Genomic DNA, 23,148 nt, shown 5'->3' on the forward strand with positions numbered 1-23,148 from the left:
ATCATGGAATATTCAGTAGTGGTGGTAGACGATCATATATTGCTTTCGCAAGCAATAGGAGGTCTTGTTGAGGCATTTGATCAATTTAAGGTTATGTATTTGTGCAAGAACGGGCAAGAGTTGATAGATGCTCTCCAAAACCCTAAAAACATTCCAGATATTGTTCTAATGGATGTGAATATGCCTATTTTAAACGGTATTGAAACTACCGCACATTTAAAAGATCATTTCCCAGAAGTAAAAGTACTAGCTCTTTCTATCGAAGAAGACGATGCTACTATCTTAAAAATGCTTCGCGCAGGGGCCAAAGGCTACTTAATGAAGGACGTTAAAAAAGCAGAACTTCAAGAAGCACTTCTCGAAGTGGTTGAAAACGGATATTACCACACCAATACTGTTGCTAAAATATTGGTAAACTCGCTGCGGCATAAGGAAAGCAGTGTATTGTCCCTAAAAGAACGTGAAATTGAATTCATTCAACATGCCTGTACCGAAAAAACCTATCGTGAAATTGCCGATATCATGTGTTTGAGTCCAAAAACAATTGAGGGTTATAGAGATGTTTTATTCGAAAAATTAAATCTTCGGAATCGCACCGGACTCGTAATTTATGCTATCAAAAATAAAATATTCACGCCCTAATTACAGCTTCCTAGAAACGGTAAGTCCGTCGCGAATTGGTAACAATACGGTCTCCAATTGCGGATGTTCGTTTAAAAATTTGTTGTACACTAAAAGCGCTTGGGTGTCAATATCGTTTTTAGCAACGGGTTCTACTACCTTACCACTCCAAAGTACATTATCGCTTAAAATTACGGCTCCTGATGGTAACTTCGGAAGGAGTAATTCTATGTATTTTGGATAGTTGCTTTTATCGGCATCTATAAATACTAAATCGAAAGTTTCTGAAAGCTCCGGAATAATTTCTGAAGCATCACCTACGTGTTGTATAATTTGTTTTCCGTAGGGAGAAGCGTCAAAATACTTACGCTGAAAATCGTACAACTCTTCATTAATATCAATCGTATGCAATGTGCCGTCTTTCTGAAGCCCTTCTGCCAAGCACAATGCCGAATACCCCGTATAGGTTCCTATTTCTAAAATGTTTTTCGGGTGTATTAATTTTGAAAGCATGCTCAAAACCCTTCCTTGAAAATGCCCGCTAAGCATTCTAGGCTGCATTACTTTTTGCCAGGTTTCTCTGTTCAGTTGTTGTAATAATTCCGGTTCTGGTTGTGAATGCGCCACAACATACGCGTCTAATTTTTCAGAAATAAAATCCATTGCACTACAAATTTAATGTACGCCTTCCATCATTTTTTTAATGATTGGCGAAATAACTATGGCAAAGATACCTACAATTACACTGATTACCCCAAAACTTGCATACACAGATACGTACGAAAATAATTGCTGAAAGGCTTCACTTTTACCACTGGCAATTTCGGGAGTTAATCCCGTTATCGCTGTCACAATAGAACCGAAAAAACCTTCAGAAAAAATAGTCGGCTCTCCATTTGAAACAGCCGTTAGTTTCGCGATTTTACCTGCGAAAAAGTGACCGTAAAAGTTCGCCGAAAACCAAACACCCATAATAAAAGAAACGTATTTTATAGGAGAGAGCTCCGTCATTTTAGACAATCCAATAGGAGATAAAAATAATTCTCCTAAGGTGAGCACCATGTATCCAATTACCAAATAGCTCATTGCAGTTCTGGCGGTTTCGTCTACACTATGTGCCGAGAGTGCAAAAACAATGAATCCTAATCCTAAAAATAAAAGTCCTAAGCCAAATTTGATAGCTGAGTTCGGATTGCTCTTTCGTTTGCTTAAAAACGTCCATAACATCGAAAACGGGATGGCAAATAAGATGATAAAACCTGCATTAATACTGTTGGTTCCTGCCGCGTCCATGCCTACAAGATTCACATTTCGGTCGGCAAACAACGTTAACGAACTACCCGCTTGTTCAAAAATAGCGGCAAATAAAGTGTAGAGTATCGTAAAATAGACTGCTACTAACAAACGCTTTTTCTCTTTTACTGAAACAGATTTAATAATATAGATGAGGTACGCCACTAAAAAGGCAGAAACAATCCATACCAAGTAATGTTCAAATTCGTTATAGCGAACAATCAATGCAAAAATAGGAACCGCTAAAAAAGCACCTATAATGGTGAGTGTTCCTTTGGCAAGTCCAAACTTCTTACTTTCATATAACTTCACATTTGGTACAAGGCCTTTGTCACCAAATACCGATGTTTTTAAACCTCTATGGAATACAAACAATCCTAGCAACATTCCGAAGCCAGCCAATACAAAACCATAATGCCATCCATAGGTAATGGCAAACCAAGCACAGGCTAGGGGGGCGATCGCGGCTCCAAGGTTTATTCCGAGGTAAAAAATAGTAAATCCAGAATCACGTCGTGCATCTCCTTGTGCATATAAATCGCCCACAAATGAAGAAATATTAGGCTTAAAAAAGCCATTTCCAACAATAATCAGCGCCAACGACCCATAAAAGAACACGGGCTGCTCTATGGTGAGAAAGAAGTGTCCTAACGACATTAAAATTCCTCCCAGAATGATTGCCTTCCGGAAGCCTAATAATTTATCGGCTAAAATTCCACCAATCATCGGCGTCACATATACCAACGACATATAGGCTGCATAGACACCAAACGCCATGTCGTCGTCAAACAATAAATGTTTGGTCATGTACAGTACCAATAAGGCACGCATTCCGTAGAAAGAAAAACGCTCCCATAACTCGGCGAAAAATAAATATAAGAGTCCTTTTGGGTGTCCAAACAGTTCTTTAGAAGATGCTTCAGGTAGTGTTGCGCTCATGGGTATTTTGTTTTTTGAGCAATATAATTGGAAGCTGCTGCGAAAGAAACGCCTGTATTAAATTATACTAAAAAATAAGGAATTGTAACTAATTGTAACCCTAGCTTAGATCTGCTGTAAACTCTTTGTATTCCTTGTTCTCGGTACTTTCTGAAAATTCCTCCAGCAATGTTTTGTCTATGGAAATATTAGCAGGGATAATTCGCAAACGGTAGCGACTTTCTCCAATAAAAGTAAATAAATCACGACGTTCCAGCTTCTGATTGGCGTCCAGCTGAAGAATGTCATTGATGTTTTCGATGATACGCGTGAGGTACGTTTGGTTTTTAATCTCTCCGCCCGCATTCACCAAAATACTTTGCGAATCACCTTCCCCGTATTTACGTCGAATCGTAAGTTTCAACAGGTTTTTGTATTGCGTGGTTTTAGAGCCAAAATCGATAGTCTGATCAAAAATTCCTTTGGTCGGAATGTTCAGTTTTAGCAAACTCCAATCTAAAAATGAAATTGACATTTCATTCGGTTTAGGCATACTCGCCAGTCGAATCACCCAGGTAGTTGCCAGTACCAGAAAAATAGAAATCAACGATGTTTTGGCGCAAATTTTAATAAAGTTATTGGTGAAATCGCTTCCGAAGTCTAAAAAAACCTCCGAAAGTTGCGATATAAAAGTAAGTACAATCACTACAATTGAAAGCGCTCCTACAATTTTAAGCCCTCGGTACGCAAAAGTTCGATAGAAGGAAACCCCTAATAAGTAACACAGAAAACCTGACAGAATTAAATCAGGAATGTTGCTAATTTTAACCCCTTGAACAATATTGTTTTCCTTCAAGACCATTGGAAGCAAAAACGTTACGACCGAAACCCCAACAATAACAGCGATGATCTTTTGAATGTTTTTCTCCTTGTTGTAAATAAATTGTGGTGCGTAGTAAAAGTAGAACAGCGCCAATAGCATAAACATATTATTCACAATCGAGAATAAGTTCACGCCCAATTGATACCCTTGAGTGTCGAAAAAAGAAAATGCATTTCCAGCGTAACTCCAACATCCTGCTAACACCCAAATAAAAACGGCAAAGCTGAGGTATAGCAATCCTTTGTCAACTCGTTTTTGAGTGTCGTCTTCTTCTAAAAGTTGCTTAAATCGGCTTCTAATATTATACCAAATAGCGATGAGTAACACCGCTCCAATAAAGGAAATAAAGATGTGCGATAGAATATAAAATCGAGCAACGTCGGTCATAATTAACCTAGAATTCGTTTCACAAGTTTGTCTTTGGCAGCCTGATCATCACCGCACAACCATTGTATTACGTTGTCGTCCCAAATAGCATCGCATTCGGTTTCCGTTAAAATTTTTCGCTCTTTGGCCAAGTCTAAAATCTTTCCAGGATACGACGATTGCATTTCACTTTCCATTTCCCCTAACGGATACGGATCGTCCAGTCCCATTACCACTTGTTTAGAGCCTTGATTTTCCACTACTAATTTTAAAGATCCCGTATCGTGTACCAAGGTGTCGAAAAAGATGTTTTTATGTCCAACTGCCTTTCTAGGGTGTGTTTTTCCTTCAAATAAATCGGGGCGACCATCAAACCCTTGAATACGTCTTCCTAAATTCATTTGCGCCAATTGTCCACCGTGTGCAAAACAAGTTCGCATGTTTGGGTATTTATCGGCGTAGCCATTCAGTGTTAAAAAATGATAGGCATCTGCACATTGCGCTAGCATCCAAATAAGGTGAAAACGCCATGCAGTATTCTGTAATTTTATAAATTTTTCACCATCGTATGGATGTATTTCTACCGCCAAATTGTATTTACTCGCCAATTCAAAAATAGGCTCGTTTTCTTCATCAAAAATACAACGCCAGGTTCCAATCGTGTCCATGTAATGCGTTGGCAAACACAATAATTGCATCCCTAATTCTTCCACGCAACGTTCCATTTCCCACAAAGCACCTCGAACAAAACCAGGATGTACTACAAACCCACAGGTAAATTTAGACGGATGCTCTCGTTGCACTTTTGCATTAAAATCGTTCTGAAAACGCAGCGCTTGCTTCATTTCTTCCACGCGCAGACCATTTCCATAAAGCTGCGATAAATTAAGCACTACCGCATGATCAATTTTGTAGCGCTCCATCCACGCCAATTTTTCATCCAAAAAGAAACTCGAATCCGTCACCGGTCGGCTCCAATCTTTTTGAAGCATAAACTTTCGATCCTTATCTACCCAAAAAATACCTTTGTCTTTCATAAATTGAGGAATCTCCTCTGGATACGGAAGCAAATGTGAATGTCCATTAATGCGTAGTTTTCGTCTCATAGTTTTAATTTAAACTCGGTTCTTTTACTGTGTTTTAATATTTTTTGGGCGTTCCCCATTGTGAAAAACAATCGGGCGGGCTTTCCGTTGTATCTTTTTGTAGTACTGCTGGCACTACAAAAAGGATGTCACTGCAATCCCTAACGCATTCTCATCTAGCTAAAGTTACAACAATAACGCTTATAATGATTTTGTACGTCCACCATCTACCGGAAGATTAATTCCGTTAATGTAACTAGCCGATTCGCTGGCTAAAAAAGCAACGGCGTATGCAATCTCTTCAGGTTCTGCAAAGCGTTTGGCAGGAGCGACACTCTTCATCATTTTTTCAGCATCTTCAAACGAACCATTTATCTTTTTAGCAACATTGTGTAAAATATCTGTAAGGCGCTCGGTAGCGGTTGCTCCAGGCAATACGTTGTTTACAGTAATTCCAAACGGACCTACTTCCGTAGCCAATGTTTTACTCCAATTTGCCACGGCACCACGAATGGTATTGCTTACGCCCAACCCTTCAATAGGTTGCTTTACCGACGTAGAGATAATATTAATAATACGACCAAAGCCTGCTTCTTTCATTCCAGGAATGACAGCCTGTGCCAATATGTGATTGCATTTTAAATGCTGTGTAAAAGCGGCTTCAAACTCATCCAAGCCAGCCGTTAATACAGGACCTGCTTTCGGACCTCCAGTATTATTTATTAAAATATGAAAGGTTTTGTCTTGAGTCGCTTTGGCAAGTTGTTCTTGTAACACCTTCGGATTGCTAAAGTCTACAACCAAATAGTCGTGTTGCTGCCCTTCCGAAGTTGGCAATTCCGTTAGTACTGCTTTAAGTTTTTCTTCATTTCTAGCGACCAATGTGATTGTGGCTCCCATAGAAGCTAATTCTAGTGCTGACGCTTTTCCAATTCCTGCGCTACTTCCGCAGACCAATGCATTTCTATTTTGTAAATCTAACTTCATGTTTATGTCAGGTCGAGCGCAGTCGAGACCTATATTTAATATTAACAACCCCTCGACTGCGCTCGGGGAGACATTTTAAGTATACTTTATACACACGTTTTTCGGTTCTGTAAAAAAACGCAAGGCATCAAATCCGCCTTCACGTCCTACACCGCTATCTTTCATCCCACCAAAGGGCGTTCGTAAGTCACGATTTAGCCATGTGTTTACCCATACGATACCTGCTTCTAATTGTTTGCTTAAACGCATGGTACGGTCTAAGTGCGTCGTCCAAAGCGTTGCCGAAAGGCCATACTTTACACTGTTTGCCATTCGCAAAGCTTCTTCCTCTGTTTCAAAAGGCATGATGGTAACCACAGGTCCGAAAATTTCTTCCTGATTTACACGACATTGATCGTCGTAAACCTCAATGATCGTAGGTTCTAAGTAATAACCATTTTCCAATCCTTTTACGGTTACAGGATTCCCTCCGTATAAAATTGTTCCACCTTCTTCTTGTGCAATTTTAATATACGATTGTACTTTTTCGAGGTGTGGTTTAGAAACCAATGCTCCTAAATTCGTGTCCGCATCAAAAGGATCTCCCACTTTTAAAGCGGCAATCTTCGCGATGAAATCTTTTTTGAATTTCTCGTAGATTGGTTTTTCAACAAAAATTCGGCTTCCGCAGAGACAAATCTGCCCTTGATTGGCAAATGACGATTTTACAGTTACGTTTAGCATGGTCTCATAATCACAATCTGCAAAAATGAGATTTGGGTTTTTCCCGCCCAATTCTAACGATAATTTTTTAAACATGGGTGCTGCCGTTCTAGCAATGTGCTCGCCTGTTTTAGTACCCCCTGTAAATGAAATCGCCTTAATGTTTGGATGCTCTACAATCGCTTGCCCTGCTGAAGGACCCGTTCCGTGAACAATATTTAAAACACCTTTAGGCAATCCTGCTTCCGTACAAATTTCACCTAATAAAAAAGCGGTCAAAGGAGTTACTTCACTCGGTTTTGCAACAACGGTATTTCCTGCGGCGATGGCAGGTGCTATTTTCCATGTAAAAAGATACAAGGGTAAATTCCAAGGAGAAATACAACCCACGACACCAAGAGGTTGGCGTAAGGTAAAATTCATGGTTTGCAACCCAATACTTTCGTGTGCTTCGCTTGAAAATTGTGTGATAGCGTTTCCGAAGAATCGAAAATTACTAGAGGCACGCGGAATATCTACGGTTAACGCTAAATTTAATGGCTTTCCATTATCCTTTGCTTCCGCTTTGGCTAAATCGACCATCTTTTCTTCAATGAGATCGGCAATTTTCAATAAAATCCGACTTCGTTCCTCAATGGTGGTGTTTGACCAAATTGGGAAAGCTTCTTTCGCCGCTTCATAGGCGTTTGCAATATCTGTCGCATCCGAATTGGCAATTTGCGAATAAACTTCTCCATTACTCGGATTGTAATTGTCAAGCCATTTTCCGGAGTGAGGTTCGCAGTACGCGCCGTTTATGTAATTTAAGATTTTCTGCATCTTACAAAGGTTTATAAGCCATTGCCTTAATTTCTACCACCAAATTTGGATGTGGCAATTGGTGCACAGCAACCGTAGTTCTGGTTGGGCCTGTCTCTTTGTCGAAATATTCTGCATAGACTGCATTATACCCCGCAAAGTCATTCATATTCACCAAAAAAGAGGTTACATCTACCACGTCTGCCATCGTAGCACCTTCCAATGCTAGGTAGTCTTTTATATTTTCTAATACAGCTCTTGTTTGCTCACGAACATCAAGATGCATGGCGCCCATTTCGTCAATTTGATGTACGCCAGCAAACGTATTGTCGGGGAGTCGGGAACTAGTTCCAGATATAAAAATAAAATCACCAACACGTTTTACGTGCGGATAGGCTCCTCTTGGCGTTGCTTTTCCTTCTACGAGTCTGCTTTTAACGGTCATATCTTTATTATTTTAAGTTTCTTACCACGGCATCGTCGTGTAAAATCTCTTTGGTTTCTTTTTTTACGAGTTCTAGTTTTTCGCGTAACGTCATCGTGTCTTTTAACGTGCCATCGTCAATTAAATTAAGAATGGCTTTGTCTTGTGCGCGCCCTTTTTTCATAGCTTCATCGTACGATATTGCTTCGTTAAAGGTAACTAATGAGTATTTTGAATAGTATTCTTTTGGAAACTCAGCTTCAAATGCAGTTTCCAGTTTTCTTTTTTGCTGAAACAATTCGCTAGCCGTATGCTCCTTCATTTCATGGAAATTATCAACCGCTAAATCGGCAATTGCATTGGTATCGGCTATTCGGTTCTTTTCGTATTCGTGAAATACTTTGGTCCAATCTCCTTCATGTTTGTCTAAAATAGCATCAAAAACCACTACGTCTTCAAAAGAAGCATTCATTCCTTGACCGTAAAAAGGGACAATGGCATGTGCAGCATCTCCTAAGAGCAGGGTTTTTCCGTAGCAATTCCAAGGAGAACATTTTATGGTTCCTAAAGGGCCTGTCGGATTTTGGAAAAATTCTTCTGCAAGATTCGGCATTAACGCAACCGCATCTGGAAACTCTTTGGTGAAATACTCCAACACCATTTCGGGAGTGGTTAAATTATCGAAACAGTAATCGCTATTTGAGTAAGGTAAAAAGAGGGTTACTGTAAAACTACCGTCCAAATTAGGAAGTGCAATTAACATATCTTCCCCACGAGGCCAAATATGCAAGGCACCTTTGTCTGTTCGGTAGCCGCCTTCTTTGGTCGCCGGGATTTCAAGTTCTTTATAACCGTGTGTTAACCACTGTTGCGAAAAGCTAAAGAGAAATTTGCGGTGGTTAAACATACTTTTTCGAACGGCAGAACCCGCTCCATCCGTTCCTAAAAGGATGTCGCCACTAAAGGATGTTTCAGCTCCCGTTTCATAGTTTTTAAACGTAGCCGACGCATTTTCTAAGTCAACAGTTTTACAACCGTGATTAAAAACGAGCGTAACATTTGGCATTTTTTCCGCAGCATCTAACAACAACATATTCAATCCTGGACGCGAAATAGAGTTGATGTATTCGTTATTTCGTCCGCTGTACTTGCTTAAAAAAGTATTTCCTTGCTTGTCGTGAATCATTCGACCGTACATGGGAATGCACAATTTTTTGGCTTCTTCTTCAACACCAGCAAGACGCAATCCTTGCAATCCACGATTTGAAAGTGCCAAGTTGATAGAACGACCTGCATCTTGTTCTGTTTTACGTAAATCTGGGCGTTTCTCTACCAACGTAACTTTGTAGCCTCGTTGTGCCATGCGTAACGTAAGAAGGCTTCCGCAAAGGCCAGCGCCAACAATGAGTATGTGTTCTTGTTTTGTCATTTGTTTAGTTAAGTACTTTTTTAAGTCGTTGTGTAAAGTGATAAACGTCTTCAAAACTATTGTAAAGAGGAGTAGGGGCGATTCGAATAACATCGGGCTCGCGCCAATCGCTAATGACACCTGCTTCTGTAAGTTCTGTATGTAAGTTTTTATCGGCACTTTTTACTTGTATCGATAATTGACAGCCCCTTTCTTCCGGATTTCTAGGGGTGATGATATTGATTCTATCGTCCTTTAAATCGTCTACAAGGAATTCTAAAAAGTTGGTTAGCTGCACTGATTTTTTTCGAAGATTGTCAAATCCAGCAGCAGCAAACGTATCTAAAGAGGCTCTAATTGCCGTCATTGATAAGATTGGAGGGTTGCTCAATTGCCAACCTTCCGCTCCTGGTAAAGCATCAAATTCGTGACGCATATTAAAGCGCGTTGTCTTGTTGTGTCCCCACCAGCCTACAAAACGTTTTAAATCGTTGTTGTTCGCATGACGTTCGTGCACGAAGCAGCCACCCAAACTTCCAGGGCCACTGTTTATATATTTGTACGTACACCAAACGGCAAAATCGGGACCGTTTTCGTGTAAATTAGGTTGTATGTTTCCAGCACCGTGGGCAAGATCAAACCCAACTTTACAGCCGTGTTTGTGTCCTAAATCGGTGATTTTCTTTATAGGAAACGATTGTCCTGTATAATAATTTGTGCTTCCAATGAGTACCAAAGCGACTTCATCTCCGTGTTCTTTGAGCAGGGTTTCGTAATCTTCAAAACGGCATAATTCTTCTCCTTCGCGAGGTTTCCAAAGAATTAATCCGTCTTTTGGGTCGATATTATGAAATTTTAACTGACTTTCAACCGCGTATTTATCACTTGGAAAGGCATCGCTTTCCACAATAATTTTATAGCGTGTTTTGGTCGGTTGGTAAAACGTAACCATCATTAAATGAAGGTTGGTGGTAAGGGTATTCATCACCACCACTTCGGAAGGCTTTGCGCCTACAATCGTAGCCATGGTTTTAGTAAGATACTCGTGGTAAGGCAACCAAGCGTGTTCAGCTTCAGTATGACCTTCAACACCATAAGCAGCCCAATCGTCTAACACTTCTTGAATATATTCTGAAGTTATTTTTGGTTGTAATCCTAATGAGTTTCCGCAGAGGTAAATCAAGTCTTCTCCGGAAGAATCTTTAGGGATGTGAAATTTATTTCTGAAAGATGCTAATGAGTCTGAAGCATCTTGCTTTTTAGCGAATTCTAAACTGTTTTCGAACATTCGTTTTCTCTTAATTTTCGGCTTCTAACAAAAATAAGAATTATAAATTGGGATTAGTGGTATCTTTGAAAAAAAGCATAATGAGAAGAATCTTACTTTTCGTTTTACTATCTATTGTCACTACTCCCTTGATTTCACAGTCGGTCGCGCGACAATGGAATGAAGAGGTGCTACACGGAATTCGGAATGATTTTGCACGACCTACCGTTCACGCGCGAAATTTGTTTCATAGTTCGGTAGCGATGTATGATGCTTGGACTGTATTTGATAAAAATGCAGATTCCTTCTTTTTAGGAAAAACGGTAGGCGTATTTCATTGTGATTTTGATGGATTTGAGGCTTCCGAATCTGTTTCCGAAGCTCGACAAAAAGCAATTAGTTATGCCGTGTATCGCTTTATGCGTCATCGGTTTGCAACCTCTCCAGGACAAGAAGAAATTTTTCAATCTATTGAAGCATTGATGCAAGATTTCGGATACGACACTTCTTTTACAAGCACCGATTATCATACGGGAAACGCCGCCGCATTAGGGAATTATATTGCAGCACAGTTGATTGCTTTTGGGCTGCAAGATGGGGCTAATGAAGCGTTAGGATATGAAAATCAACACTACGAGCCTTTAAATGCGCCTCTGAATGTGGATATTTCTGGAAACTTAACAATGACACATCCCAATCATTGGCAGCCGTTGAAGGTAGAAAATTATGTAGATCAGAGTGGAAATACCATTCCAGGAGGTCAGCCTCCGTTTTTAGGACCCGAATGGGGGAGTGTGACTCCTTTTTCGTTTCAGGAAGATCAAAAGACCGTTTTTTCAACTCCTGATTTTGACTATATCGTTTACAATGACCCAGGACCCCCTTCGTATTTGCAAGAAGGTTTAGGAATTGAAGATGCCTACAAATGGGGTTTTTCATTGGTGGCTGCTTGGAGTTCGCATTTAGATCCGACCGATGAAGTGCTCATCGATATTTCTCCTGCAAGTATGGGGAATCTTGATATAAGTACCTTTCCAGAAACGTTTGAAGAATACACTGCGTTTTACGATTATGTGAATGGAACAGACCCTAGTTCGGGGCGTGCTTTAAATCCTAAAACACAACAACCGTACGAACCTCAAATGGTGCTACGTGGGGATTATACGCGCGTACTTGCCGAGTTTTGGGCAGACGGACCCGACAGTGAAACACCTCCAGGACATTGGTTTACTCTTTTAAATTATGTGAGCGACCAACCCGATTTGGTAAAACGTTTCAAGGGGGAAGGACGGGTGTTGTCCGACTTAGAATGGGATGTTAAAAGTTATTTTATTTTAGGTGGAACCATGCACGATGCTGCAATTAGTGCCTGGGGAATTAAAGGGTATTACGATTACGTTCGGCCGATTAGTGCCATACGTTACATGGCAGATAAGGGACAATCTTCAGATCCAAATCAACTGAGTTATAATCCGCACGGTTTGCCATTAACACCTGGATTGATTGAAGTAATTGAAGAAGGAGATCCAATGGCAGGTGCTTTTAATGAAAATATTGGAAAAATTAAACTGTACGGTTGGCGGGGTCCTGGTGTTATTGCAAATCCATCGACAGATGTGGCAGGCGTAGGTTGGATTTTCGCAAACGAATGGTTTCCGTACCAACGACCGTCGTTTGTAACACCTCCTTTTGCGGGCTATGTGTCTGGACATTCTACGTATTCAAGGGCTGCTGCTGAAGTATTAACGCAGTTAACAGGCGATCCTTTTTTTCCTGGAGGCATGGGGACTTTTGAGGCGCCTGCCGATTCATTTTTAAAGTTTGAAAAAGGACCTTCTATGCCAATTCAATTGCAGTGGGCAACGTATAGAGATGCCAGCGACCAGACGAGTCTGTCTCGAATTTGGGGTGGAATTCACCCGCCAATCGATGATATTCCTGGGCGTTTTTTAGGAGAAAAAATTGGAAAAGAAGCCTTTGCTTTTGCGGAAGCCTATTTTACAAAAAAGAGTGCGCAGCAAGGTGTGTTGTTTCCAAATCCTGTAGGCGATGAGGTCGTGTTATTGTATGAGACAACAGCCCCGATTCAGTTGGAAGTGTATGATGTGTTGGGCAGAAAAGTACTTTCAGAAGCAGCTGTTTTTGATGCAGAAAATACCTGTACAGTAAATACTTCAATGTTAAACCAAGGACTCTATTTTATGCGATTGCTTTCAGACCGAAAAACGGTAGTTGTGTGTAAATTTTTAAAGAAATAAAACCTACTTCACTTTAATGTTGGTAAAATACAGTTTGAAATTACCTGTCTCGTCCTTGTGCATTTTCGCGATGTTTAGACCGTTGAAGCCTTCGTAATCTTCCCACGTAGTTGTCATAGATGGAACGCTGTCATTTCCTTTGCGATACACCCATTCTTTGATAACGAAATCTTTTCCGAAGTAAAAATCATACGCATCACCAGGCGTGTAACCACCATCGTTTCCATAAACAATTGTGAGTTGATTTAACGTGTCTTTAGAGATAGGAGCAATTACATTTTCTTTTTCTGAAGTTTGAATTCCGTTGTCCCAAACCAAATTATAAGGAGCCAATAACCAATATTTATCATTTATGAAAGATGCATCTGTTTTTTGAGCAATGGTATCCATAATAGCTCGGTTATAACTAATGGTGTCTTGTGCAGATTTCATCGTTACAGCGTCAGTTTTAGGATTCCAAGTCCAAGAACGCTCAAAATGGTTTCCGTTGCGGTCTACATTGAAAGTAAATTGTATTTCTGAAACATTTTTCCAGTTTTCAAATCCGTTTTTGTAAGCGATAGTTTCTGCAGTAGTACGATTTGAATTCACTTCTAATTGTGAAGAGGAGTCTTCTGAGTTCTTTTCTTCGGAAGATTTTGAAACTTCTTTACATGCTGTGGCAAATATGATTAAACTAAATAGCAGTATGGCTTTTTTCATGGTGTCAGAATTTGATTGTGTAAAAATACATAAAGAATCATTGAAGTGGGTGTTTTGCAGGCCACGAAAAAACGTCCGTCTACATATTTGTAAACGGACGTTTTGTGGGATTATACAAAGTTAGGTATTAATCTACTGCATCTTCTACATCATCGGCAACCTCTTCAATTTGGTCACCTACTGTTTTTTTCTCTCTACAACTTGTAAAGCTTGTTGCAAATAATCCTGCTGCGAATAATATTAAAATTACTTTTTTCATAGTTTTTGTTTTTTTAAAGTTAGTGTTTACGGCCTTCTACCAGTTGCTAAACGGTATAGAATTCCAATTACTGCTAATACTAATAAAATGTGTATTAAACTACCTACAGCTTCTCCGAAGCCAAAGTAACCTACAAGCCATCCTATTATTAATAGTACTACGATTAACCAGACAATGTCTTTCATGATTTGTTGATTTTTTGTGATTAGTAATGACAATATAGCAACGATTAGCTTTGATTTTTAAGAATTTAACCAAGTTTAACGAGAAATGTTAATTCGATATTAAATCTCTTATTCTACTTATTTTTATATTTTTACTGAAAATACTACCATGGATTTAAAAGAAGCTTTTGATACTAACCGGAATACTTGGAATCAAAAAGTAGCGGTACACGCTGAAAGTGATTTTTATAATATGAAAGCATTTAAGGAAGGTCAAACTTCTTTAAACAGGTATGAGATTGAAGCGCTAGGAGATCTATCTGGTGAGTCGTTACTGCACTTGCAGTGTCATTTTGGACAAGATACCTTAAGTTTTAGTAGAATGGGCGCAAAATGCACGGGAGTGGATCTTTCTGATAAAGCCGTTGCTTTGGCAGAACAGCTCAATACAGAGTTGGCATTAGATGCCCGTTTCGTGTGTTGTAATGTATTAGATACGTCGAAGCATATTTCTGAAACTTTTGATGTGGTATTTACAAGTTACGGTACCATTGGTTGGTTACCCGATTTACGACCTTGGGCACAAATGATTTCTGAAAGATTGAAGGTAGGAGGAATATTTTACATAGTAGAGTTTCATCCCATCGCTTGGATGTTTGACTATACTGTATCTCCACCTGAAATGAAATATGGGTATCATCAAAAAGAAGCAATCTATGAAGAATATGAAGGAACGTATGGCGATACTAATTCGAAAATGACAAGTAAAGAGTACGGTTGGAATCACAGCTTGAGCGAAATAATAAGTTCCTTGCTTGAAGCGGGATTGGAAATAACCAATTTTAAAGAGCACGATGCTTCTCCATACGACATTTTTCCTGACTTGGTGAAAAATGATGAAGGCTTCTTTGAGATGAAGACCAAACGCTACCCTTTATTATTTGAAATAAAAGCTGTAAAAAAATAAACCTCGCAATACAATTATTTTGCGAGGCATATTCTATGTTTTTTTTGATGATTTAATGTGCTCCATCTTTTTTTAATAATTCTGGAAACTTTGCTTTAAAACGATTCAGTCTAGGAACCGACACATTCTGAATGTATGGGTTTTCAGGGTGTAAGCGTTCGTAATTTTGGTGATAGGCTTCTGCTACCCAGAATTTTTCAAAAGGCAATACTTGCGCAGCTACTTTTCCTTTTCCAACCTCTTTTTCTAAAGTCTTAATTTTAGCGTCGATACTCTTTTTCTGCGCATCATTCTGATAGAATATAATGGAACGGTATTGCGACCCGAGATCACCACCTTGTCCATTTACTTGTGTTATATTCTGAGAGCCAAAATACACGTCTACCAACTGACTAAAACTAACTTCTTTTGGGTTGTAAATAATTTCTACAGCTTCGGCGTGGCCGGTGCGTCCCGTATTGCTAGACTCGTAGGTTGGGTTTTTAGTGTGACCCCCACTGTATCCTGAAATAGACTCTTGAACGCCCTGAACACTTTCGAACACTGCTTCAACACACCAAAAACAACCGCTTGCAAAATAAGCGCGATCTAGTCCGTTCTCACTTGGAACCTGAATTGGAGTTATTTCCTTTTGTGCAATTGCTTCTGCTTCTTTATTTTTTTTATGTGAAGGTTGACAAGCCGCTTGGATTCCAAAAAGAATAAGGGCTGTAACAATAATTGTATGTTTTTTCATAAAAATACTTTTGGTAGGTAGTCGTGTTGTGGGTTGTAAACTTTCAGAATAGCGCAAAAAAAAACCTTCATAAAAATGAAGGCTTTGTAATATATTGGGATGGGTTCTATTTAAGCTTTGCAAAAATACCTTCCATTTTTTCGCGTTCTTCAGTAGCCAATTCTGGATCTACTAAGATACGTCCACTGTGCTCATCTGTAATAATTTTTTTACGAGAAGCAATTTCCATTTGTACTTGTGGTGGAATTGTAAAGAAAGAACCTCCAGAAGCGCCACGCTCTACAGGAACTACTGCTAAACCATTCTTTACGTTAGTACGAATACGTTTGTAAGCGTTTATTAAACGGTCTTCAATTTTCTTTTCGAAGCTTTGAGACTCTTTAATTAAAGATTGCTCTTCTTTTTCTGTTTCAGAAAGGATTTCATCTAACTCACCTTGTTTGTGTTTTAAATGTTCCTCACGAGCTTTTACGCGTGCTTTTGTTTCATCAATTACTTGATTTTTTTGCTCGATTTGCGCTTTAAATTCTTTGATGTGCTTTTCAGCCAACTGAATTTCTAACTCTTGAAATTCAACTTCTTTACTTAAAGAGTTGTATTCTCTGTTATTTCGAACGTTATCTTGCTGCGTAGTATATTTCTTAATTAAGGTTTTAGATTCCTCAATTTGATTTTTCTTCGCTTTGATATCGTCTTCGATAAGCTCAAGATCATTTTTCAATTTTGTAAGACGAGTGTTCATTCCCGCTACTTCATCTTCTAAATCTTCAACTTCTAAAGGAAGTTCTCCGCGAACGTTTCTAATTTCGTCGATTCGAGAGTCGATTAATTGAAGATCATATAATGCTCTTAATTTCTCTTCTACAGTAATTTCTGTCTTTGCTGCCATAATTTAAGAATAGCTAATAGGATTGGTGTTTGTTTGTGATAAAACGATTGCAAAATTAGTGATTTTTTTGTTAAGGAAAGAATGTAAAAGCTCTTTTGTGTATTGTTCGCTTTCATAATGTCCAATATCTGCTAAAAGGATGGTGTTTTCAGCCTTAAAAAAATCATGATATTTTAAGTCGGAAGTCACAAAAGCATCAGCGCCAGCGTGTTTAGCAGCTTCAATGGCAAAACTTCCGCTTCCGCCCAGTACGGCTACTTTTTTTATGGGTTTCGAACTTATTTTAGAATGACGTACACATTCAGTATTCATTGTTTGCTTCAGATGTAGAATAAACTCAGAAGCGGTTTTTTCCGAAGAAAATTCGCCTATCATTCCCATTCCAATATGCTGATCGTTGTTTTCTAACGTTGTAATTTCATGGGCAACTTCCTCGTATGGATGTTCGCTAAATAAAGCGGAAAGCACCTTAGATTCAAGGTGTTTTGAGTACGTAACCGAAATTTGTGTTTCTTCTTCAAAATGAAGTTCGCCCTTTTTTCCAATGACAGGATTTGCTTGGTCGTTGGCTTTAAAACTCCCTATTCCGTTGGTGGTAAAACTACAATTACTGTAATTTCCAATGCCTCCAGCACCCGCAGCAAATAAAGCTTCTCGTACCTTTTCTGCGTCTTTTATAGGAGCAAACGTGATAAGTTTTTTGATGGTGCCTTTCTGCGGAATTAGAATTTTTTTGTTTTCTAAGTGTAGCTTTTCGCAAATCATTGCATTCACACCTTGAAAAGAATTATCTAACGCAGTATGAATCGCATAAATAGCAATATTATGCTGTATGGCTTTAACGACAACACGTTCTACGTAGGTTTCATTTGTAATCTTTTTTAAACCAGAAAAAATAATGGGATGAAAGCTTACAATGAGATTGCATTTATTTTCAATCGCTTCATCGACCACACTTTCTAGCGTGTCTAGTGTGACCAGAACACCTGTGATAGTAGTGTCTTTATTTCCAACTAAGAGCCCTGTATTGTCAAAACCTTCGGCGTAGCGATTTGGTGCAAGCTCTTCTAAAACGTGAATTACATCTTTAACCTTCATTGTTTTTATTTTACGGTAAAGATAAAAAAGTTACTTTCGTTAAATGAATTTGCTACGGAAAATACTGTTTCCTTTTTCACTGATTTACGGTGTAATTACTGCCGTCCGAAATTATTTTTACGATAAAGGTTGGTGGGAGAGCAGGACGTATGACACTCCTATTATTTGCGTCGGAAACCTTTCTACTGGCGGTACAGGGAAGTCTCCCATGATTGAATTTTTAATCGATTTTCTTCGGAAAGATTTTCGAATAGCTGTATTAAGTAGGGGATACAAGCGAAAAACTACTGGATTTCGTGAAGTTTTGGTAACAAGTACTGCTGAAGAAGTAGGAGATGAGCCGCTTCAGTTTAAGCAGAATTTTTCAGACACTACCATTGCAGTGTGTGCAGACCGACGTACAGGAATTGAGCAATTGGAAGCTAAAGCAGATGTGATATTGCTAGACGATGCCTTTCAGCACCGAAAAGTTAAAGCATCAACCTATATATTACTAACACCTTTTAACGACTTGTATAGTAACGACTACGTATTGCCAATGGGAAATTTGCGTGAGTTTAGAAGCGGAGCGCAGAGGGCAGATATTGTTTTGGTGACCAAATGTCCAGAAGGTGTTTCGTATGCAAAAATGCAGGAAATAGAAAAATCGTTACAGCTTACAACTAATCAGAAAGTGTATTTTTCAAAAATAGGCTATGATGATTTTATTTTTGGTCCTTCGGAAACCCTTCCGTTACAGTACCTTCAGAATAAAAAATTCACATTGGTAACTGGAATTGCAAATCCGAAGCCATTGATTCATTTTTTGAAGCGAAATGAGTTTCAGTTTACGCATGATAAATTTCCTGACCACCATCATTTCTCTGCTTCGGAAATAGCCAAATTGAAGAAGAATGAGATTATTCTCACCACCGAAAAAGATTATATGCGACTACAACCTAAATTGGGGAAGTTTGCCATCTACTATCTTCCTATCAAAACAATTATATTGAGAGAGCAGGAAGAATTTTTGAAAAAAACAATACTAGAAAAGATAGATGAAGCTCGTTTTAGTTAGAGTCTCCAGGTTCTAATTTAAAGTGAATTACCTTATAGATTTTCTCAAAAAACTCTTCAGGTTTAAAAGGCTTCGGAATGATTTCATTAAAGCCTGCTTGGTAGAAATCGTCTAAGTTTTCATCGATAGTAACAGCAGTTAGTGCAATAATTGGAAGCGTTGTGTCGAAAGCGCGTATTTTTTGAGTGGCTTCTATTCCGCTAATTCCAGGCATGTGGATGTCCATCAATACAACATCGTATTTATTGTTTTTAACCAGTTTGACTGCCTCCATACCGTTGTCGGCTACCATACAAACCATCTTATTTTTCTCTAAGATTTTTTTGGTAATCATCTGGTTGATTTTATTGTCTTCTACAACCAGTACTTTTTTGTTAACAAGCGATTCTAAATCTACTTCCAGTCCTCGATCTGCAGCAGTATCTACTTCAACACTATTGTCGGAAACAAGGAAGTTGATATTAAACCAAAATTTAGATCCTTTCCCTAAATCACTTTCAAGCTGAATTTTACTATTCATCAACTCTAAGAGGTTTTTAACAATGGAAAGCCCTAATCCAGTTCCGCCAAACTTTCTGTTGATTTGCAGTGAGCCTTGGGAGAATGTTTCAAATATACTTTTTTGCTTTTTCTTAGAAATACCAACCCCATTGTCTTCCACTTCAAAATGAAGCATTACTTTGTTTTTGCTTAGGTCTAATTTTTTAACCCGAACATATACATCACCATTTTGGGTAAATTTTACAGAGTTACCTATTAAGTTGATGAGAATTTGTGATAGTTTTAATGGGTCTCCAACAAGTCTGTCAGGCACGCTATCATCAAATTCTAAATGTAGTTTTGTTTTCTTGTCATCGGCCGATTTCTTTAAAGCAATTAACACGTCATTGATACGCTTTTTAAGATTAAAAGTAGTTTTTTCTACTTCTACCTTGTTGGCTTCTAGTTTGTTTAAATCTAGGATGTTATTGATTAGAGATAAAAGGTATTCTCCTGAAAACTTCAACGAATTTAAATGCTCTTTTTGGTACTCTTTAGGATTTTCCTCCATTAATAAATGGGTTAGTCCTGTTACTGCGTATAATGGAGTACGAAGCTCGTGTGTAATCGTTGAAAGAAATTGTGCTTTCGCTAGTGAAGCTTTTTCGGCTTTTTCTTTTGCGAGCTGTAATTCGTTGTTTTTGTCTTGCAACAACTCGTTCGCCTTGGCTCTTAAATTATTGTTTTTGTAAAGCGATAGCGTTAGAAGGGATAGTATAACAATTAAAGCAATGCTTAATCCATTCGTCATTTTACCGAAGTTAAGCGATTTCTTCTTTTTGTCTAAATCGTTTTTTTGTTCTTCAATGATTTGATTTAAATCTCCTAAATTGGACTCGATGTCTAATGCTCTTGAACTAGTTTTTATATACTCTTTAAAGATGGAATCTTTTTTAGTTGTATATATTATTAGGTTTTCTTGTGCTTCTTTTAAATTGTTGTCTTTTTTGGCGATTTGGTATGCTGTATTATAACTTTCAATTTTTAAGGAAGCATAGGAGTTTGTGTCTATAATTGCAAGCGCTTTTTTATAAGCTTGTTTTGCCAATACAATGTTTTGGTAGCCAACTTCATTTTCTAGTTGCAAAAGAGCGTCTGCTTTGTTAAGTTGCGCATATGCTTCTTGGTACGTTAAATGGAAGTTGTCGTAAAGCGGAATTCCAGCATCAAAATAGTTTACAGCCCTTTTTGGATTTCCTCTTTTTAACTCAAGAACTCCAAGACCAATTAAAACATTCGATTGGGTTTGCTCATCATTCAGTTGTGTAAATAATTCATCGGCGTCATTAAAATAACCTTCCGCTTGGTTAAATCTTCCTGTTTGCGTTAAAATGAGCCCTTGCATGGTATATGCTTTGGCAAGACTCAATTTGTCGTCGTTTTTTTGAAATAGTGTGATCGCCTTTATGTTCTCCGAATCTGCTTTTTCGTAATTTTTTACGGCATAGTACAGAAAAACAAAGGTTTGCAATACCCCACCCTTTAATTGATTGTTGTTGATATTTGAAACAAGAAAGTTTGCTTCGGTTAAGTTGTCAATTGCTTTATCGAAGTTTTGAGTTGCAATATTTAGTTTGGCTTCTTGACAATGTCTAATAACACTTGCAATACTATCTTGATTAGTTTGCATGCCAAAGGCCACTCTTGATAGTAAGAAAAATATCAAAAATGGGGCTAATATTTTGTATGTAAAACCAACTTTACTCAAACAGGGTGTGTAGTTAAGCGATAAATATAGTTATTTCCTCGATATCTTGGCGATTAAATCAACTATTCTCGATGAATACCCTCTTTCATTATCATACCAACCAATAATTTTAACCATTTTGCCTATCACTGAAGTCATTTCAGCATCAAAAATACACGAATGGGTGTTTCCAATAATGTCAACAGAGACAATTGGGTCTTCCGTATATTGTAATATTCCTTTTAAACTCCCTTCGGAAGCTTTCTTAAATGCTTCATTTATAGTGGCTATCGACACTTCTTTTTTTACATTGAAGGTGATATCGGTTAAAGAGCCATTCGGAACTGGAACCCGAATTCCACAACCTCCAATAGCATCTGCTAAATCAGGAAATATTTTAGTTAACGCTTTTGCAGCTCCAGTAGTGGTGGGTACAATAGATTGTCCAGCAGCACGCGCACGACGTAAATCTCTATGCGGTTGATCGTGTAGGCTTTGGTCGGTTGTGTACGAATGTATGGTTGTAATGTACGCTTGCTCAATACCACAAAGTTCATTAATTACTTGTAGCATAGGTGCGGCATTATTAGTTGTACACGAAGCATTAGAAATAATAGTATCACTATCGTCTAAAATGGAATCGTTTACTCCTAAAACAACTGTCTTTATATCATCTTCAAGAGGAGGGACAGATAAAATCACTTTTTGAACACCTAGTTTCAGGTGTTTTTCTAATGCTTCTCTTGTTTTAAATTTTCCAGTGGCTTCTACTACAATATCTACATCTTTCCACGGAATTGCTTCTATGTTTTTTTCCGAAGAAAAAGCTATTTTTTTACCCGCGACAATTAGTTCATTTTCAGTATACGAAATGTCTTCGTGTAAAACTCCGTGAATGCTATCGTACTTTAGTAAATGACTTAGTGTTTTCGCATCGGCAAGATCATTAACGGCAATAACTTCAATGGTGGGATGATGCAAAAGAATTCTAAACAGGTTTCTGCCAATACGTCCAAAACCGTTAATTCCAATTTTTACTTTTGAAGCCATTTTAGTAACCTATGTTAAATGTTTTTGTGCTTTGTATGACGAACGAACTAAGGCACCACTCTCTACATGACGGAAGCCCATTTCTAGGCCAATAGTTTCGTATTTTTTAAACTGCTCTGGAGTGATAAACTCTTTTACTGGTAAATGTCTTTTAGAAGGTTGTAAGTATTGTCCAATCGTAACAATATCAAGGCCTACAGAGCGCAAGTCTTCGAGTGTTTGAATTACTTCCTCTTCTTTTTCGCCCAACCCTAACATAATTCCACTTTTGGTACGATTAATTCCTTGCGCTTTTAAGTATCGCAACACTTCCAAACTTCGCTCGTATTTTGCTTGAATACGAACCTCTCTTGTTAATCGTTTTACGGTTTCCATATTGTGCGAAACCACTTCAGGTTTTACAGCAATAATACGGTCAATATTACGAGTCTCTCCTTGAAAATCGGGAATTAAAGTCTCTAAGGTTGTTTCGGGGTTCATTCTGCGAATCGCCTTTACGGTTTCGGCCCACATAATTGAACCCATATCTTTAATATCGTCGCGATCTACTGAGGTGATCACGGCGTGTTTAATATTCATGATTTTAATAGAACGCGCTACTTTTTCAGGTTCGTCCCAATCTACGCTTTCTGGGCGTCCAGTTTTTACACCGCAAAAACCACAAGAACGGGTGCAAGTATTTCCTAAAATCATGAAAGTTGCAGTCCCTTCTCCCCAGCATTCACCCATGTTTGGGCAACTTCCTGATGTGCAAATAGTGTGCAAGTTATACTTATCTACTAAGCCTCTTAACTCGGTGTATTTTTTACCCGTAGGAAGCTTAACGCGTAACCATTTTGGTTTTGGTGTGCGTTTCTGAATGTCTATAGTTTCTGTGCTCATATTGTTTTACAAAGGTACAACTAAAATGATTTTAATTTCAAGCAGAACGGTTCAAATAAACCAATTGATTTGTATTCGAATTCTAGATTTTGTGCGGTTTGTTTTTT

The 23,148-nt window shown here is 38.4% G+C and carries 22 protein-coding genes; 4 read left to right on the plus strand and 18 right to left on the minus strand.

Annotated features, from left to right (window positions below):
- Positions 1-642, plus strand: a complete 642-nt coding sequence (locus BLQ00_RS10870; RefSeq protein WP_373287755.1) for a response regulator transcription factor — start codon at positions 1-3, stop codon at positions 640-642.
- Here BLQ00_RS10870 and BLQ00_RS10875 read toward each other — a convergent pair whose 3' ends face one another.
- From BLQ00_RS10875 to kynU, 9 genes are all read right to left on the minus strand, one after another.
- Positions 643-1,284: an O-methyltransferase gene (locus BLQ00_RS10875; protein ID WP_093144228.1), complete on the minus strand. Its 642-nt coding sequence runs from the start codon at positions 1,282-1,284 to the stop codon at positions 643-645.
- A gap of 12 nt (positions 1,285-1,296) precedes the next feature.
- Positions 1,297-2,853 carry a peptide MFS transporter gene (locus BLQ00_RS10880; protein WP_093144230.1) on the minus strand — a complete coding sequence of 519 codons (1,557 nt, stop codon included), beginning with the start codon at positions 2,851-2,853 and terminating at the stop codon, positions 1,297-1,299.
- Positions 2,854-2,953: 100 nt separating this feature from the next.
- A complete protein-coding gene (locus tag BLQ00_RS10885) occupies positions 2,954-4,102 on the minus strand; it encodes a hypothetical protein (protein WP_093144231.1) in 1,149 nt (382 codons plus the stop codon).
- Positions 4,103-4,104: 2 nt separating this feature from the next.
- Positions 4,105-5,187, minus strand: coding sequence for an amidohydrolase family protein (locus tag BLQ00_RS10890; RefSeq protein WP_093144233.1), 1,083 nt, complete (start codon positions 5,185-5,187; stop codon positions 4,105-4,107).
- Positions 5,188-5,367: 180 nt separating this feature from the next.
- A complete protein-coding gene (locus BLQ00_RS10895; RefSeq protein WP_093144234.1) occupies positions 5,368-6,153 on the minus strand; it encodes an SDR family oxidoreductase in 786 nt (261 codons plus the stop codon).
- A 75-nt stretch (positions 6,154-6,228) separates the two neighbouring features.
- Positions 6,229-7,674: an aldehyde dehydrogenase gene (locus BLQ00_RS10900; protein ID WP_093144236.1), complete on the minus strand. Its 1,446-nt coding sequence runs from the start codon at positions 7,672-7,674 to the stop codon at positions 6,229-6,231.
- Between the two features lies 1 nt (position 7,675).
- Positions 7,676-8,098: a RidA family protein gene (locus BLQ00_RS10905; protein WP_093144237.1), complete on the minus strand. Its 423-nt coding sequence runs from the start codon at positions 8,096-8,098 to the stop codon at positions 7,676-7,678.
- A 7-nt stretch (positions 8,099-8,105) separates the two neighbouring features.
- Complete coding sequence (locus BLQ00_RS10910) at positions 8,106-9,599, minus strand: FAD-dependent oxidoreductase (RefSeq protein ID WP_093144239.1); 1,494 nt, start codon at positions 9,597-9,599, stop codon at positions 8,106-8,108.
- Entirely contained in the window at positions 9,511-10,773 is a 1,263-nt protein-coding gene (kynU, locus tag BLQ00_RS10915) for a kynureninase (protein ID WP_093144240.1), read from the minus strand. The genes BLQ00_RS10910 and kynU overlap by 89 nt, the downstream gene beginning before the upstream one ends.
- An 80-nt stretch (positions 10,774-10,853) precedes the next feature.
- On the opposite strand from kynU, the gene BLQ00_RS10920 reads away from it, so the two are divergent.
- Positions 10,854-13,010: a DUF6851 domain-containing protein gene (locus tag BLQ00_RS10920; protein ID WP_093144242.1), complete on the plus strand. Its 2,157-nt coding sequence runs from the start codon at positions 10,854-10,856 to the stop codon at positions 13,008-13,010.
- Between the two features lie 3 nt (positions 13,011-13,013).
- Here the strand turns inward: BLQ00_RS10920 and BLQ00_RS10925 are convergent, their stop codons facing one another.
- From BLQ00_RS10925 to BLQ00_RS10930, 3 genes are all read right to left on the minus strand, one after another.
- Entirely contained in the window at positions 13,014-13,712 is a 699-nt protein-coding gene (locus BLQ00_RS10925) for a hypothetical protein (protein ID WP_093144243.1), read from the minus strand.
- 127 nt (positions 13,713-13,839) lie between these two features.
- Positions 13,840-13,971 (minus strand): hypothetical protein, encoded by a 132-nt coding sequence (locus BLQ00_RS17865; protein WP_262891367.1) that lies wholly within the window; start codon positions 13,969-13,971, stop codon positions 13,840-13,842.
- 26 nt (positions 13,972-13,997) lie between these two features.
- Positions 13,998-14,156 (minus strand): lmo0937 family membrane protein, encoded by a 159-nt coding sequence (locus BLQ00_RS10930; protein ID WP_139149396.1) that lies wholly within the window; start codon positions 14,154-14,156, stop codon positions 13,998-14,000.
- Positions 14,157-14,304: 148 nt separating this feature from the next.
- On the opposite strand from BLQ00_RS10930, the gene BLQ00_RS10935 reads away from it, so the two are divergent.
- Positions 14,305-15,102, plus strand: a complete 798-nt coding sequence (locus BLQ00_RS10935; RefSeq protein WP_093144246.1) for a class I SAM-dependent methyltransferase — start codon at positions 14,305-14,307, stop codon at positions 15,100-15,102.
- A 52-nt stretch (positions 15,103-15,154) separates the two neighbouring features.
- On the opposite strand, the gene msrA is transcribed toward BLQ00_RS10935, so the two are convergent.
- From msrA to BLQ00_RS10950, 3 genes are all read right to left on the minus strand, one after another.
- Positions 15,155-15,838, minus strand: a complete 684-nt coding sequence (gene msrA, locus BLQ00_RS10940; protein WP_093144248.1) for a peptide-methionine (S)-S-oxide reductase MsrA — start codon at positions 15,836-15,838, stop codon at positions 15,155-15,157.
- Between the two features lie 106 nt (positions 15,839-15,944).
- Entirely contained in the window at positions 15,945-16,727 is a 783-nt protein-coding gene (locus tag BLQ00_RS10945) for a zinc ribbon domain-containing protein (RefSeq protein WP_093144249.1), read from the minus strand.
- Between the two features lie 3 nt (positions 16,728-16,730).
- Positions 16,731-17,825: a Nif3-like dinuclear metal center hexameric protein gene (locus tag BLQ00_RS10950; protein ID WP_093144251.1), complete on the minus strand. Its 1,095-nt coding sequence runs from the start codon at positions 17,823-17,825 to the stop codon at positions 16,731-16,733.
- A gap of 43 nt (positions 17,826-17,868) precedes the next feature.
- Here BLQ00_RS10950 and lpxK point away from each other — a divergent pair, with 43 nt between their 5' ends.
- Positions 17,869-18,882, plus strand: a complete 1,014-nt coding sequence (gene lpxK, locus BLQ00_RS10955) for a tetraacyldisaccharide 4'-kinase (RefSeq protein ID WP_093144252.1) — start codon at positions 17,869-17,871, stop codon at positions 18,880-18,882.
- Here lpxK and BLQ00_RS10960 read toward each other — a convergent pair.
- The 3 genes from BLQ00_RS10960 to lipA all read right to left on the minus strand — a co-directional run bounded on the left by BLQ00_RS10960 (position 18,875) and on the right by lipA (position 23,041).
- Positions 18,875-21,052, minus strand: a complete 2,178-nt coding sequence (locus tag BLQ00_RS10960) for a tetratricopeptide repeat-containing hybrid sensor histidine kinase/response regulator (RefSeq protein WP_093144254.1) — start codon at positions 21,050-21,052, stop codon at positions 18,875-18,877. The two genes, lpxK and BLQ00_RS10960, sit on opposite strands and share 8 nt — an antisense overlap.
- A gap of 108 nt (positions 21,053-21,160) precedes the next feature.
- Positions 21,161-22,159 (minus strand): type I glyceraldehyde-3-phosphate dehydrogenase, encoded by a 999-nt coding sequence (gap, locus tag BLQ00_RS10965; RefSeq protein WP_093144255.1) that lies wholly within the window; start codon positions 22,157-22,159, stop codon positions 21,161-21,163.
- Positions 22,160-22,168: 9 nt separating this feature from the next.
- Positions 22,169-23,041 carry a lipoyl synthase gene (gene lipA, locus BLQ00_RS10970; protein WP_093144257.1) on the minus strand — a complete coding sequence of 291 codons (873 nt, stop codon included), beginning with the start codon at positions 23,039-23,041 and terminating at the stop codon, positions 22,169-22,171.
- Positions 23,042-23,148: the final 107 nt, after the last annotated feature.

This window comes from Ulvibacter litoralis (genome assembly GCF_900102055.1).
GTDB lineage: Bacteria > Bacteroidota > Bacteroidia > Flavobacteriales > Flavobacteriaceae > Ulvibacter > Ulvibacter litoralis.